This window comes from Halogranum gelatinilyticum, from assembly GCF_900103715.1.
GTDB classification, from domain to species: domain Archaea; phylum Halobacteriota; class Halobacteria; order Halobacteriales; family Haloferacaceae; genus Halogranum; species Halogranum gelatinilyticum.
In genome coordinates this window covers 267,535-280,218 of record NZ_FNHL01000004.1, presented here as the reverse complement: position 1 = coordinate 280,218, position 12,684 = coordinate 267,535, and the positions used below count along the sequence as shown (strand labels likewise).

Below are 12,684 nucleotides of genomic sequence, written 5' to 3'. Positions count from 1 at the left end.
GTAAGTCTTGCCAAACCGGCTGCGCACACACCTCACTCGCCGCATCCGTCGCCATATTCACCGCCCAATCCGCCGTCACATCCACCACACCCGCCGCCACCCACGAACCTTTGTCACTCCTTTCTGAACCACCGCCATGGACGACACCGACGCACACGACTCCGGCGACACGCAGCACGGCGACGCCGCTCTCGGCCGCGCGTGGCTCGACGACACCCCGTGGGAGCTTCTCTCCGATCTCACCGCCATCGGCAACCGGATGGGCGGCAGCGACGGCGAACGCCGCGCCGCCGACCTCGTCGCCGACGCCTTCCGCGACGCCGGACTCGACGACGTCCATCTCCACGAGTTCGACACGAACCGCTGGACCCGCGGCTCTGCCTCCCTCGACCTGCTCGAACCCGACGAGCGTGCCTTCGAGACCATCGCCCTGCCGTACTGTCCGCCCGGCGAGGTCGAGGGCGAACTGGTCGACGTCGGCCACGGGACGCCCGCGGAGGTCGACGAGGCCGACGTCGACGGCAAGATAGCCGTCGCCAGCACGACCACCCCCTCCGGCGGCCGGTTCGTCCACCGGATGGAGAAGTTCGGCCACGCCGTCGAGGCCGGAGCACTGGGCTTCGTCTTCGTCAACCACGTCGCCGGACAGCTGCCGCCGACGGGCGCGCTCCGGTTCGACGAGGAGGCCGACGCCATCGCGGTCGGCGTGTCCAAAGAGACGGGCGCGTGGCTGACCGACTACGCCGACCGCGGCGGCCGCGTCCGGCTCTCGGTCGACGCCCGGACCGACCCGGCGACGAGTCAGAACGTCCTCGGGAGCGTCGGTGCCGCGTCAGGGGAGGATGACGCCGGAGCCGACGGCGACCTGCTGCTGCTCGCGCACTACGACGCCCACGACATCGCGGAAGGCGCGCTCGACAACGGCTGTGGCATCGCGGTCGTCGTCGCGGCCGCCCGGCTGCTCGCCCAGTTGGACCTCGACCGTCGCGTCCGCGTGGCGGCCGTCGGCTGCGAGGAGACCGGTCTCGTCGGCTCGGAGGCCCTTGCCGACCGCCTCGCGCTCGACGACGTCGCCGCCGTCGTCAACGTCGACGGCGCGGGACGGTTCCGCGACCTCGTCGCGATGACTCATACCTCGGAGTCGACGGCCGACGTCGCCCGGACGGTCGCCGACGAGACAGGCCAGCCGATCCGCGTCGAGCCGGAGCCACATCCCTTCAGCGACCAGTGGCCCTTCGTCCGGCGCGGTGTTCCGTCACTGCAACTCCACAGCGATAGCGGCGAGCGCGGCCGCGGCTGGGCACACACGACGGCCGACACCCGCGACAAAGTGGACCCCAGAAACCTCCGCGAACACGCAATGCTGACGGCACTGTTAGTCCGTGAACTCGCAGCACGCGACCCGGCACGGCTCGACACCGACGCGTTGGCGGCGGCGTTCCGCGACGCCGACTTCGAGCGCGGGATGCGGGCGGCCGACCTCTGGCCGACGGCCTGGTGAGCTGTCGGCTGACGTCTCCCGGCTGCCGCCGACTACTCGGCTCCGCTGCTCTCACTCGTCTCCGCGAGTCGACGGCACGCCCGCCCGGACCGCGGTCGCGACGCGCCCCGCCACGCGCCCGGCGACGGCCGCCTCGCCGAACGCCTGCCGCGTCGACGCCGCGGCCATCTCGTCGACGGTGAACGCGACGTCGGGATAGTCGACCCCGGTCAACACCAGCGGCGTCGGCGGCGCGGAGGGAACGCCCTCGGCACCGTCGAGGGGGTCGGGACCGAGCACGCGCTCGACTTTCGACATCTCCGAGTCGCCGCTCGCGACGCCGTGGACGAGCGAGACGACGCGGCGGACGAGTTCGCGGGCGAACCCCCCCGCTTCGACTCGAACGACGAGGAAGTCGCCGTCACGGGTCAGCTCGCCCGACAGCTCGCGGACGGTCCCGGTGTCGTCGAGCGTGAGGTTGTGGAAGTCGTGTTCGCCGCAGAGCGCGTCGAGCGCGGCCCGCGCCCGCTCGTCGTCGACGCCACCGCGGCCGTCGAGCGCGTCGACGCCGGATTCGGGCGCGTAGAGATAGTAGCTGTACCGCCGGGCGACGGCGTCGTGGGTCGCGTGGAAGCCGTCGGCGACGTCGGCGGCGGCCCACGCGCGGACCGTCCCCGGTAGCTCGCTGTTCAGTGCCCGCGGCGTCGCCCAGTCGGGGCACTCGAAGGCGACAGTCTGGGCGACGGCGGAGACACCAGCGTCGGTCCGCCCGGCGGCCGCGTAGCCCGCGGGTTTGTTGGCGTCGTCGGCGAGCACGTCGAGTCGGCGGAGCGCGTCGAACAGGGTGTCCTCGACGGTCGGCACGTCGGGCTGTCGCTGGAAGCCGTAGAAGGGGCGGCCGTCGTATGCGACGCGGAACGCACGCGTGGGCATACTCGTGGATTTCCGGCGGCGCGCTTAACGGCCGCGGATTCACTCACTCGTCGTATTGGACGGTGAGGACGGGCACGTCGGCGTGGCGGACGACCCGCTCGGCGACGCTGCCGAGGAGGAGTCCCTCCAGTCCGTGACGCCCCCGCGTCCCGACGACGACGAGGTCCACGTCGTGGGTCGCGACGTACGCCAAGATCTCCTCGCCGGCCGCGCCGTGGACGACTGCCGTCTCGGCCGTGACGCCCGCCTCGGTGGCCGCGTCGGCGACACGGTCGACGGCCGCCCGCGCCTCCTCCTCGAAGCCGTCGACGATGACGCTGTCGACGTCGAGACCTCTGAAGTTGCTCACGTCGACGACCGAGAGGGCGTGGAGTGCCGCGTCGTAGCGGGCGGCGAGTTCGACCGCGTGTGCGACGGCCGCCTCCGCTTCGGCACTTCCGTCGGTGGGGACCAGGATCCGCTCGTACTGTGTGTTCATACGGGAGATACGTCGGAAAACGAGATAAACGCCGCCTCGACTCCCCCCTCTCGCCGTCGGCAACGCTCCGTCGCGGCTGGCGACGCCCCGCAGTAGCCGGTTACTCCTCGTAGCGGACGGTGAGGACGGGAACGTCCGCGGTTCGGACGACCCGCTCGGTCACGCTGCCGAGGAGATAGCGGTCGAGACCGCTCCGGCCGTGGGTGCCCATGACGACGAGGTCGGCCTCGTTGTCGGTCGCGTAGGTCGTGATGGTCCGGGCGGGGTCGCCGCGGACGACGGCCGTCTCGATTGCGACACCGGCCTCCTCGGCCACAGTCTCGACCCGCTGGGCCGCCTCGCGGGCCTGCCGCTCCATCGCGACGACGACGGTGCTGGGGTCGACGTCGAGCGTGCTGAACGACGTCGGGTCGACGACGGCCAGCACGTGGAGCGTCGCGTCGTACTGCCGGGCGAGGTCGACCGCGTGGTCGACCGCGTTCATCGCTGCGTCACTGCCGTCTGTCGGAACTAGAATCGTGTCGTACATCGTCGTCACCACGTCTAGAGAGACGAGACAGACCGGATTAAGCGTCGGTGGCGGTTCTCAGTCGGCGAGAACCGGATGACTGCTCACTCGAAGTCCTCGTACGTCGGCGCGTCGAGGTCGCCGGGGAACTCGTCGACCGGCACGGTCGTCTGGTCGCCGCTCTCCATGTCCTTGACCGTCACCTCGCCGTTCGCGAGGTCCTGTTCGCCGACGATGACGACGGTCTTCGCGTTGATGCCGTCGGCGTAGTTCATCTGCGCGCCGAAGCTGCGGCCGGCGACGTCCGACTCGACGACGTTGCCCTCCTCGCGGAGGTCGCGGGCGACGCGGGCGGCCGTCTCGCGGGTGTCGCCGACCTGCAGGACGTAGTAGTCCGTCCGCAGTTCCTCGTCGGGCCACGCGTCCGCGCGCTGGAGGAGCAGTTGGAGCGTCGCGTCGCCGAGGGCGACACCGACGGCGGGCGTCGGCTGGCCGCCGAAGTCCTCGATGAGGTCGTCGTAGCGGCCGCCGCCGAAGACGGCGCGGGAGACCTCGCCCGTCGTGTCGAAGCACTCGAAGACGACGCCGGTGTAGTAGTCCAGCCCGCGGGCCGTCGTCAGCGACAGCGTGGTCACGTCGCCCGCGCCAAAGTCCTCCGCGGCGTCGAGGACGTTCCGGAGGTTGTCGACCGCGTCGGCGAGGTCTTCGTCGCCGAAGTCGGCGATGGCGTCGAGATTGCCTGCGGTGATGAGGTCGTCGAACTGCTGGGCCTGGCTGGCCGAGAGACCGGCGTCCTGCAGGAGACCGAGATACTCCGCGTCCTCGATTTTGGCGCGCTTGTCGACCGCGCGGATGGCGTCGCGGCTGTTGACGTCGGCGTCGAAGGCGTCGAGGAGGCCGGAGAGGATGTCGCGGTGGCTGACGCGGAACTCGAAGTCGTCGGCGGAGAGGCCGAGGTCGAACAGCGTGTCGGCGGCGAACGCCAGAATCTCGGCGTCGGCCTCGGGTTCGCTGGAGCCGAAGATGTCGACGTTGGTCTGGTAGAACTCGCGGAAGCGGCCCTGCTGGACCTGCTCGTAGCGCCAGAAGGGTCGCGTCGAGACCCACTTGATGGGCTTCGAGAGTGCCTGTTGCTTGGCGACGACCATCCGGGCGACGGTCGGCGTCAGTTCGGGGGTGAGGGTGACGTCACGGCCGCCCTTGTCGGTGAAGGCGTAGAGTTCGTCGACGATCTCCTCGCCCGATTTGTCGACGTACATCTGCGTCCGTTCGAGCGTGGGCGTCCCGATTTCACGGAAGCCGTAGCGGGCCGCGGTGTCCTCCATCGCGTCGAAGACCTGCCGACGCGACCCCATCTCTTCGGGGTAGAAGTCGCGGAAGCCCTTGAGTCGGTCGTACATGGGCGAGGATTCGAGACAGGCGCGCTTCAAGCCTGCCCTTTCGCGACGGCCTCAGAGTGCGAGTAGGCCGACGCCGGCCACGGCGAGCAGCGCGGCGACGAGCCGGATGCCGAGGTTCTCCTCGCCCAAGAGGAGCCCACCGAGGACGACCGCGACCACCGCTTGGGTGTTGATGACCGGCGACGCGATGCTGGCGGGGATGAGTCCGAACGCCAGCGACGTGACGAACTCCGCGGAGGCGACGAGCGCGCCGAGCGCGAGGAACTTCGGCAGGTCGGGGCGGAGCTGGCTCCACGAGGGGAGTTTTCGGAACGCAACCGGCAGGAGCACGAGGACGACGCCGACTTCGAGCAGCGGCACCCACAGCTGCGGCGGCAGCGCGAGTTCCTGCAGGGCGACGCGTTTCCCCACGTCGCCGACGCCCCAGCCAGCGGCACTCAAGAGCGCGAGTTGGGCGGGCTTCGAGTACGCTGCGCGCTTGATCGGCTCGACGAGTTCGCCGGGTTCGTAGTTGGCGACGTAGACCGCGAGGGTCGCGACGCCGACGCCCGCGAGTTCCAGCGGGCCGAGCACCGCGCCCAAGAGCGCGACTTCGATGGGCAGGACGAACACCGGCGCGAGCTTGTTGATGGGGGCGACGTACGACACCTCGCCGATTTCGAGTGCCTGCAGGAAGGTGATGAACGCGCCGCCGATGGCGACGACGGTGAGGAGAATCGCGCCGATGGCGACGGGCGTGAACGTCGCAAGCGACGGTAGCTCCGCGGGCGACGTCGTCGCGACCGCGAAGGGGGCGAAGGTGAGCGCGGCAAAGCCGTTGATGAGGACGGGCAGCGCGTATGCGGAGTAGCCGTCGAAGTAGCGCTTCAGGGCGACGATCTGGACGCCCCACAGGAGTGCGGCAACGAGAGAGTAGAGAATTCCGGGGTCCACGGTTGTCGGTCAGGTTACGGGCCTAAGAGCGGTTCGAATTCCCTGCCAATTGAGCCCTGTGAACGAGTCTCTCGGCTACTGGCAGGGTGATGGCGCGTCTCCGAGACGGTTCGAAACGAACTTCTTTACATCAACAATTCCACATCCGAATCGAAGCCATGCCCTCCACGAACGTCCGAGACGAGGAAGACAGAACTGCGACGGGCGTCATCGTTCACGCAATCGGATTCGTGTTCGGCGTGTTCGGCACGGCCCTCGTCTTCTTCCTGTCGCGTCGGCGGTTCTCGACGTCGAACGCGCGCAACGCACTCAACTGGCAGCTGTTCGTCCTGTTCGCGCTCTTCCTACTGACGTTCTGCTTCACCGTTTCCCCCTGGGACCTCGTCAGTATCGTCCCCGGGTTCGCTATCTTCGGTCTACTCTTTCTCGACGTTCTCTGCTGTGGCTGGGCGACGGTGCAGGCGCTCCGTGGGAACGCTTGGAGCTATCCCTTCGCTCGTAAGTTCGTCTGAGAACGGTGTCCGTCAGCCAGGGACGGTGGTAGTTGTCGGCGATTACTGCCGACCACGGACGGTGGTAGCGGCCGACGACTTACTGCCGACCACGGACGGTGGTAGCGGCCGACGACTTACTGCCGACCACGTACGTACGTCTGCGTGTGGTCGGGGAAGACCTCGGCGACGGCCTCGGGACCGTAGTTGTCGGTCAGGACGACGCGGAGTTCGGCCTCGTAGTCGGCGCGGGGAATCTCCTCGCTCGGTCCAGTCTGCACGTCGAGTGCCGTCTCGACGAGCCGGTCGACGGCGTGGCGGCCGAAGCCCGACAGCGGCGAGAGATAGTCGACGCCGTGGCGGTCTTCGAGGCTCTGCGCCTGCGCACGCGAGACGGTCGGGACGCGGTCGTCGCGGCGGGTGCCGTCGGCGACGGCGTCGACGTCCCACTCGGCGACGCGTTCGAGCGCGTGTTCGTGGACGGTCTGGATACCGTTGCGCGGGTAGCCGTCCTCGTACATCCGTTCGGCCGCCGTCCGAGCGACGTCGGTGTCGAGTTCGAGCGTCTCGAACGGGAAGCCCAGCGTCTCGGCGGCGCGCTCGGCGTGTTGCCAGTCGTCGGTCACGTCGAAATGGGCGGTCACGAGCCGGACGTCGTAGAACGTATCGAGCAGCAAAGCGGCTAACGAGGAGTCCTTGCCGCCGCTGTACAGAAGCGCCAGCTCCATCTACCGGCGCCGGATGTCGAAGCTCTTGGAGTCGGGCTTGAGTTCCTTCAGGATGCTCTTCATCTGCTCTTCGTCGATCTGGCCCTGGATGCGCCCGCTCTGTGCGAGCGCGAGGACCTGCTGTTCGACCTGTTCGGCGAAGTCAGGCTTGGACATCTGGACGGCGTTGAGCCGCTGGCGCGCGCCGTCGGTCAGGAACTTCCGGAGCAGCGCGTCCTTCTGCGCTTCGGCCTGCTGGCGGGCGGCCTCGTCGGCCTCGCCGCCGCCCTGCTGCTGTTGTTGTTCGGCTTGGTCCTGCAGTTCCTGCATCTTCTTCTGGCGAAGCTCCTCCAGTCGGTCGTCGTCAGGGTTCCCACTCATGGCTCATGGTTCCCGCTTCGGCAGGAAAACGATTACGGACAGCGCGACCGCTACCGAGTCGAGGTCGAAGAAAGCGAATCCGTGTGTGAAACTCTACGCGTAGCGTTCCAGCTCGGGACGGTCGAGCTGTTCGAGCACGTCGCCAGCGACCTCGTCGAGGAAGCTGCGACCCTCGGCGGTGATGCGGCGGCCCTCGCCCTGTGCGGTCTCGACGAGACCCTCCTCTTCGAGCTGCTGGAGAATGACGCGGTTGATCTTCTTCGCGCCGGTCGAGGTCTTGGCCTTCGAGACGCTGTAGCGGTTCGAACCGCGCTTCTTCGAGCCGTACTCGACGGCGAGTCGCTCCATCCCGATGGGCCCCTTCGTGGCGACCTTACGGAGCAGGCTGCCCGCGCGGACGAACCAGAAGTCGTCGTCCTGCGGCGGCAGCTCCTTGCCGGAGCCCGTCTTCGTGAACTGCGCCCATTCGGGTGCTTCGATACGGTCCTCGAGTCGGACGGCGAGCTCGTCGATGAGCTCGTCCGCCGGCACGTCGTAGAGGGTTACCATAACAACGATTTCATGGTATCGCTGTAAAAAGCCATCGTATTAGGCCCGTCCACGGACGCTGAGAACGCCCATCACGGCCCCCCCGAGCAGCGTCGGGACCCAGTAGACCGCACCCCGATAGACGATGACCGCGGCCGTCGCCGTCGCGAAGCCGATGGCAGGACCAGTCGCCGCCGCGAGCAGCGTCGCCAACACCCACTCGATGCCACCGGCCCCGCCCGGCAGCGGCGTCACGCCCGCGATGGCACCGATGGGGACGACGAACATCGCCAACGAGAGCTTGATGGGAACGCCGATGGCCTGGAACGCGACCCAGAGCGCCACCATCTGGCAGAACCAGCCGAGTGCCGACAGCCCCAGAGCGAGAGCTAGCCCGCGGCGGTTCGTCGCCACCCGCTCGATGGCCCGGAAGAACCGGTTGACGCGTCCCTCGATGCTCTCGGCGGTCGGGACGGACACCCGGGGGAGCTTCTCGGTCACCCACCGAATCGTGGGCGTCAGCCGTCGGATCGCCCGACGTTCGATCTCGTAGCGGTTCTGCCACCCCAGATAGAGGATACCGGGGACGGCGACCGCGAGGGCGACGATGGCGATGACCGCCATCTCGATGCGCGAGTCGCTCGCCACGAGCGTCGTCTCCGTGACGAAGTAGCCCGCGCCGAACAGCGCGATGGTGATGGAGGGGACGAAGTTGAGCGTGTCGACGCTCGCGATGGCCGCGAGACCGGTCTCGTACTCCGCGTCGGCCGTCCGCGAGATGAGCAACGCGGTCACCGGCTCGCCACCGGCCTGGCCGAACGGCGTGATGTTGTTCGAGAACATCGCGCCCGCGAAGATGAAGAAGGTCTTCACGGCCGAGACGTCGACGCCGAGCACGTCGAGGACGACCTTGAGCGAGAGACTCCACGCCGACAGCCACAGGAGCGTGATGCCGACGACGGCGACGACGAGGCTCGTCTCGGCCATCTGTAACTGGGAGACCAACCGGTCGGTTCCGGCGAAATAGAACAGCGCGGCGAAGACGGCAAACGTCAGTGCGAACCCGAGCACTGTCGTCCGCAGTCGCTCGTTTGCCATGTCCCGACCGTCGCCCACTGACGGCTTTAAGCCACCGGAACCGGCCCCTGTCGTCGGTTCGTCTCTCGCCTACCCCACTCCCGTCTCGGAGCTTTTACACCCCCGGCGTCGTAGGCCCGTGCATGGACGAGCGTACGGCCCTGCGGATGCTCGCTATGGACCTCCCCGGTGCTGGCGACGACGCCGCCGTCGTCGACGGCACGGTCATCACGACCGATATGCTCCACGAGACGACGGACTTCCCGGCGGGGACGACGCGCTACACCGCCGGGTGGCGGGCCGTCGGGGCCTCGCTCTCGGATGTCGCCGCGATGGGGGCGCAGGCGACGGCGGCCGTCGCAGTCTACGCTTCCCCCGAATTCGACGAGGCCGACCTCCGTGCCTTCCTCTCGGGTGCTCGCGACGTCTGTACCGCCGTCGACGCTGAGTACGTCGGCGGCGACCTCGACGGCCACGAGGAGTTCACCGTCGCCACGACCGCCATCGGCGACGCCGACGACCCCGTCCTCCGGAGCGGGGCGACCCCCGGCGACGCCGTCTGCGTCACCGGCACGCTCGGCCGGAGTGCCGCCGCGCTCCGCTTTTTCGACGAGGGCGACGCCGAGCGCGGCAACGACCTCTTCCAGTTCACGCCGCGGGTCGACGCCGGGGTTCGGCTCCGCGACCACGCGACGGCGATGATGGACTCCAGCGACGGGCTTGCCCGCTCACTCCACCAACTCGCCGAGGCGAGCGACTGTGGCTTCGACGTCGCCTTCGACCGCGTGCCCGTCGACCCTGCCGTCGACGAGGTCACCAACGACGCCGCCGACAGACGGGAGTGCGCGCTGCATTTCGGCGAGGATTTCGAACTCGTGTTCACCGTTCCCGACGACCGAGTCGACACCGTCCAGTCAGCACTCGACGTCGACGTGACCCGAATCGGGACCGTCACCGACTCGGAGACGGGCGTCGTCGCCGACGGCGACCCCTTGCCGGACCGTGGGTTCACGCACGCGAGCGAGTAGTGACGCGCTTCGCCGCGGAGGCACCGCCGAGGAGCGCGAGTATCCCGCCGATCCCGGCGGCGAGCAGCGGGCTGTTCGACCGCTCCGTCCGCACGAACGCGTCATTCGGGTCGTCCGGAGGGACGTAGGCTGTCACCGTCTCCCCCGTCTCGTAGCCCGCGACGACCTCCTCGGCCGCCGACTCGGTGTCGTAGCTCGGCGGGATCGACGCCGCGAACAGGTCCGTTCCGGCGTAGGACTCACCCTCGTACTCGTAGCTGTATCTGACGGTCGGCTGGTACTCGACGTCGCTCGACCCGGTCGTCGATCTCGTCTCGACGCCGACGTCGGTTATCGTCGCGTCGACTTCGACCGCATCACGCACCGCGTCGTCCTGCTGGACGTAGTCGTAGACGCCGTATCCCGCAAGCGCGCACCCGAACACGAGCACGACGAGCGCGCCACGCAGCGTCTCCGGGCCGTCGATACTGAGGCCGCTGTCGTCGGCCATCTACCGGCCACCTCCGCTCCCTGTCCCGTTCGGTTTCGTCCGTCGTCGCCGACGCTGTCCGTTGGCGGGTCGCCGACGCGGTTGCCGAGACGTCGCGGTCGCGACAGCCCGTGCGATTTGGAGGGTCGTCATCGGTTCGACTGTGCGTCCTGTCAGTGAAAACAGCACTGGAAGGGGATGAAGCCTTTTCACGCTCACATCGGTGGTTCGTGGTATGAATCCGTCCAACGGCTCCCGCCCTCGCCTCGTCGGCACCGTCGCCGCTCTCCTCGCCGGAACAGTCGGACTCGTCGCCTTCCCGACGGGGCCGTTGTTCGCGCTCGTCTTCGGTCTCGTGACCGGCGTCGCTGGCTGGACGATGGCCCGTCGCTGGGACGTCTGGGGGGCGAGCGGCAATCGGTGGTCCGGCGCGCTCGCCGGTCTCGTCACCGCCACAGCGTTCCTCGGGGTACAGGGACTCCCGCTCGCGCTCGGCCACCGCCTCGCGCTGAGTTTGCTTCTCATCAGTGTCGGCTACGCGAGCGCGGGACTCGCCGTCGAGTTCGCCGTCGACGTGGAGAACCGGCCGTCCGACGGTGACGAGAGCCGACCGACTCCGGGTTCACACGTGAGCGAGTGAAGGCGATACCACGACCCCACACAAGACTTACCGCTCCGGGAAAACACGCTGACATTTGTACGAAGCCCCCGCTCCGAGCCACGGGTTCCTCCCGGTCACGCTCGCCTTCCTCGGCTACGTCGGGCTCTCCTTCGGACTCACCGCTGGACTGGTTTGGCTTGGTGTCCCGAACGAGGCACGCGTCCCACTGTTCCTCGTGGTCGCACTGTGTCTCTTGCTGCCTGCTGTCCGCGTGTTCCGACGGCTGGTCCCGAGGACGCCGGGAAGCGACTGACTCGCCTCAGGCACCGAGGAGCTGAATCGGCACGAGCATGAAACAGAGCAGGCCGAGGAGGAACGTGAAGACACCCACGGCCATGCGTTTCGCGTCGAGCCCGGTGTCGTCGATGGGGTGGGCCGGACCGTTGAACGCGATGAACGTCGAGAACAGCCCCCAGAAGGCCCACAGCCCGACCGACTCGTTGATGCTCAGCCCGCGGCCGTAGTAGAGATACGCCGACAGACCGAACAGCGCGAGCGGCACCATCGCCGCCACCGTCTCCTGGCGTTCACCGAGCATCGCCCGGAGCATGTGGCCGCCGTCGAGTTGGCCGACGGGGAGCAGATTGAGGACGGTAAAGAACATCCCGACCCAGCCGCCGATGATGACCGGATGCACCGTCACGCCCGTCCGGTCGCTCACGCTAGGCTGGCCGATGAGGTCGAGAATCGCCGCCCCGACGGGGTTGAGCGGGACGTTCGTCGCTGGCGACGCGGCCGTGCCGTAGGCGACGGGCTGGTTGATGAGGACCGCGATGATGTCGAGCAGGGGCGGATTGTTGAAGACGATGACCTCGCCACCGCCCGAGAGCACGCGCTCGGGGACGGTTATCGGGTCGAGCGAGAGGCCGATGACCGTGATGACGATCGTCGCCGCAAGCCCAGCCAGCGGCCCGGCGACGCCGATGTCGAACAGCGACTTCCGGTCGGGCATCTGCCCGCGCATCCGGATGATCGCCCCCATCGTCCCGAACGGGAAGATGAAGGGAATGACGTACGGTAAGGAGACGTCGACGCCGTGGTAGCGCGCCATCGCGTAGTGGCCCAGTTCGTGGACGAGGAGGACGCCGAGGACGGCGGCCGTGAACGGCCACGCCTGGAGGGCCGACAGCGGGTTCGCGAAGATCTCCGAAGCGGGGACGTAGTACCACGCGGTCGCGCCGACGAACAGCGTCGAACAGATCGTCAGCGCGAGCAACAGCAGGTTCTTCCACGGCAGGCTGCCGTCCGGCGTGTCGAGCGGGCGAGCGACGAGGACGTCCTGTGCGCGGTCGGTCTGGGCGAGTTGGACCTCGTAGCCAGCAGACCGGAACGCGGGCCAGATTTCGCGGAGGAGCATCCGCTCGGGGACGAGCACCTCACCGTAGTAGAGAAGCCGGTCGCCGTCCCGGCGGCACTCGTAGAGGTGGAAGACGGAAGAGAGGACTTCCGTCGGCGGGGTGGTCTCGGACGAATCGACCGAATCCATCGTCCCGCCGCTACGCGTCGCGGCTGTATAAAGCCCGTGACGACGGCCGGAGGCTACTCCGACGGTGTCGCCACTGACGACCGGTGTCGACGGGGAAAAGCGGGGAACGAGCCGTCGCGGGCGA

At 68.3% G+C, this 12,684-nt stretch carries 16 protein-coding genes; 5 read left to right on the top strand and 11 right to left on the bottom strand.

The window, feature by feature from the left end; genetic code table 11:
* Positions 1 to 136: 136 nt before the first annotated feature.
* Complete coding sequence (locus BLR57_RS14825; protein ID WP_089698806.1) at positions 137 to 1,501, top strand: M28 family peptidase; 1,365 nt, start codon at positions 137 to 139, stop codon at positions 1,499 to 1,501.
* A 51-nt stretch (positions 1,502 to 1,552) separates the two neighbouring features.
* On the opposite strand, the gene truA is transcribed toward BLR57_RS14825, so the two are convergent.
* From truA to BLR57_RS14800, 5 genes are all read right to left on the bottom strand, one after another.
* Positions 1,553 to 2,413, bottom strand: coding sequence for a tRNA pseudouridine(38-40) synthase TruA (truA, locus tag BLR57_RS14820; RefSeq protein ID WP_089698805.1), 861 nt, complete (start codon positions 2,411 to 2,413; stop codon positions 1,553 to 1,555).
* A gap of 43 nt (positions 2,414 to 2,456) precedes the next feature.
* Positions 2,457 to 2,891, bottom strand: coding sequence for a universal stress protein (locus BLR57_RS14815; RefSeq protein ID WP_089698804.1), 435 nt, complete (start codon positions 2,889 to 2,891; stop codon positions 2,457 to 2,459).
* Positions 2,892 to 2,991: 100 nt separating this feature from the next.
* Complete coding sequence (locus BLR57_RS14810) at positions 2,992 to 3,420, bottom strand: universal stress protein (protein ID WP_089699081.1); 429 nt, start codon at positions 3,418 to 3,420, stop codon at positions 2,992 to 2,994.
* Between the two features lie 83 nt (positions 3,421 to 3,503).
* Positions 3,504 to 4,799 (bottom strand): histidine--tRNA ligase, encoded by a 1,296-nt coding sequence (gene hisS, locus BLR57_RS14805; RefSeq protein ID WP_089698803.1) that lies wholly within the window; start codon positions 4,797 to 4,799, stop codon positions 3,504 to 3,506.
* Positions 4,800 to 4,850: 51 nt separating this feature from the next.
* Complete coding sequence (locus BLR57_RS14800; RefSeq protein ID WP_089698802.1) at positions 4,851 to 5,732, bottom strand: DMT family transporter; 882 nt, start codon at positions 5,730 to 5,732, stop codon at positions 4,851 to 4,853.
* 158 nt (positions 5,733 to 5,890) lie between these two features.
* On the opposite strand from BLR57_RS14800, the gene BLR57_RS14795 reads away from it, so the two are divergent.
* Complete coding sequence (locus tag BLR57_RS14795; RefSeq protein ID WP_170830658.1) at positions 5,891 to 6,244, top strand: magnetosome magnetite crystal formation protein family; 354 nt, start codon at positions 5,891 to 5,893, stop codon at positions 6,242 to 6,244.
* 116 nt (positions 6,245 to 6,360) lie between these two features.
* Here the strand turns inward: BLR57_RS14795 and BLR57_RS14790 are convergent, their stop codons facing one another.
* From BLR57_RS14790 to BLR57_RS14775, 4 genes are all read right to left on the bottom strand, one after another.
* A complete protein-coding gene (locus tag BLR57_RS14790; RefSeq protein WP_089698800.1) occupies positions 6,361 to 6,951 on the bottom strand; it encodes a DUF7411 family protein in 591 nt (196 codons plus the stop codon).
* The gene (locus tag BLR57_RS14785; RefSeq protein WP_089698799.1) at positions 6,952 to 7,311 is read right to left on the bottom strand and encodes a DNA-binding protein; all 360 of its coding nucleotides are present in this window, start codon (positions 7,309 to 7,311) and stop codon (positions 6,952 to 6,954) included.
* A gap of 93 nt (positions 7,312 to 7,404) precedes the next feature.
* Positions 7,405 to 7,860, bottom strand: coding sequence for a 30S ribosomal protein S19e (locus BLR57_RS14780; RefSeq protein WP_089698798.1), 456 nt, complete (start codon positions 7,858 to 7,860; stop codon positions 7,405 to 7,407).
* 39 nt (positions 7,861 to 7,899) lie between these two features.
* Positions 7,900 to 8,937 carry a lysylphosphatidylglycerol synthase transmembrane domain-containing protein gene (locus tag BLR57_RS14775; RefSeq protein ID WP_089698797.1) on the bottom strand — a complete coding sequence of 346 codons (1,038 nt, stop codon included), beginning with the start codon at positions 8,935 to 8,937 and terminating at the stop codon, positions 7,900 to 7,902.
* Between the two features lie 122 nt (positions 8,938 to 9,059).
* Between BLR57_RS14775 and thiL the strand changes: the two genes are divergently transcribed.
* Positions 9,060 to 9,944 carry a thiamine-phosphate kinase gene (gene thiL / locus BLR57_RS14770; protein WP_089698796.1) on the top strand — a complete coding sequence of 295 codons (885 nt, stop codon included), beginning with the start codon at positions 9,060 to 9,062 and terminating at the stop codon, positions 9,942 to 9,944.
* On the opposite strand, the gene BLR57_RS14765 is transcribed toward thiL, so the two are convergent.
* Positions 9,925 to 10,434: a DUF3592 domain-containing protein gene (locus BLR57_RS14765; protein WP_089698795.1), complete on the bottom strand. Its 510-nt coding sequence runs from the start codon at positions 10,432 to 10,434 to the stop codon at positions 9,925 to 9,927. The genes thiL and BLR57_RS14765 overlap by 20 nt on opposite strands.
* Before the next feature lie 214 nt (positions 10,435 to 10,648).
* Here BLR57_RS14765 and BLR57_RS14760 point away from each other — a divergent pair, with 214 nt between their 5' ends.
* Positions 10,649 to 11,053 carry a hypothetical protein gene (locus tag BLR57_RS14760; protein ID WP_089698794.1) on the top strand — a complete coding sequence of 135 codons (405 nt, stop codon included), beginning with the start codon at positions 10,649 to 10,651 and terminating at the stop codon, positions 11,051 to 11,053.
* A 55-nt stretch (positions 11,054 to 11,108) separates the two neighbouring features.
* Positions 11,109 to 11,327, top strand: coding sequence for a hypothetical protein (locus tag BLR57_RS14755; protein ID WP_089698793.1), 219 nt, complete (start codon positions 11,109 to 11,111; stop codon positions 11,325 to 11,327).
* A 6-nt stretch (positions 11,328 to 11,333) separates the two neighbouring features.
* Here BLR57_RS14755 and BLR57_RS14750 read toward each other — a convergent pair whose 3' ends face one another.
* Entirely contained in the window at positions 11,334 to 12,560 is a 1,227-nt protein-coding gene (locus BLR57_RS14750; protein WP_089698792.1) for a site-2 protease family protein, read from the bottom strand.
* Positions 12,561 to 12,684 lie beyond the last annotated feature (124 nt).

Coding starts and splice junctions, on each gene's coding strand:
- hisS (WP_089698803.1), bottom strand. CDS start 4,799: ATGTACGACCGACTCAAGGGCTTCCGCGACTTCTACCCCGAAGAGATG.
- BLR57_RS14790 (WP_089698800.1), bottom strand. CDS start 6,951: ATGGAGCTGGCGCTTCTGTACAGCGGCGGCAAGGACTCCTCGTTAGCC.
- truA (WP_089698805.1), bottom strand. CDS start 2,413: ATGCCCACGCGTGCGTTCCGCGTCGCATACGACGGCCGCCCCTTCTAC.
- BLR57_RS14775 (WP_089698797.1), bottom strand. CDS start 8,937: ATGGCAAACGAGCGACTGCGGACGACAGTGCTCGGGTTCGCACTGACG.
- BLR57_RS14795 (WP_170830658.1), top strand. CDS start 5,891: ATGCCCTCCACGAACGTCCGAGACGAGGAAGACAGAACTGCGACGGGC.
- BLR57_RS14765 (WP_089698795.1), bottom strand. CDS start 10,434: ATGGCCGACGACAGCGGCCTCAGTATCGACGGCCCGGAGACGCTGCGT.
- BLR57_RS14785 (WP_089698799.1), bottom strand. CDS start 7,311: ATGAGTGGGAACCCTGACGACGACCGACTGGAGGAGCTTCGCCAGAAG.
- BLR57_RS14825 (WP_089698806.1), top strand. CDS start 137: ATGGACGACACCGACGCACACGACTCCGGCGACACGCAGCACGGCGAC.
- BLR57_RS14810 (WP_089699081.1), bottom strand. CDS start 3,420: ATGTACGACACGATTCTAGTTCCGACAGACGGCAGTGACGCAGCGATG.
- BLR57_RS14750 (WP_089698792.1), bottom strand. CDS start 12,560: ATGGATTCGGTCGATTCGTCCGAGACCACCCCGCCGACGGAAGTCCTC.
- BLR57_RS14815 (WP_089698804.1), bottom strand. CDS start 2,891: ATGAACACACAGTACGAGCGGATCCTGGTCCCCACCGACGGAAGTGCC.
- BLR57_RS14780 (WP_089698798.1), bottom strand. CDS start 7,860: ATGGTAACCCTCTACGACGTGCCGGCGGACGAGCTCATCGACGAGCTC.
- thiL (WP_089698796.1), top strand. CDS start 9,060: ATGGACGAGCGTACGGCCCTGCGGATGCTCGCTATGGACCTCCCCGGT.
- BLR57_RS14760 (WP_089698794.1), top strand. CDS start 10,649: ATGAATCCGTCCAACGGCTCCCGCCCTCGCCTCGTCGGCACCGTCGCC.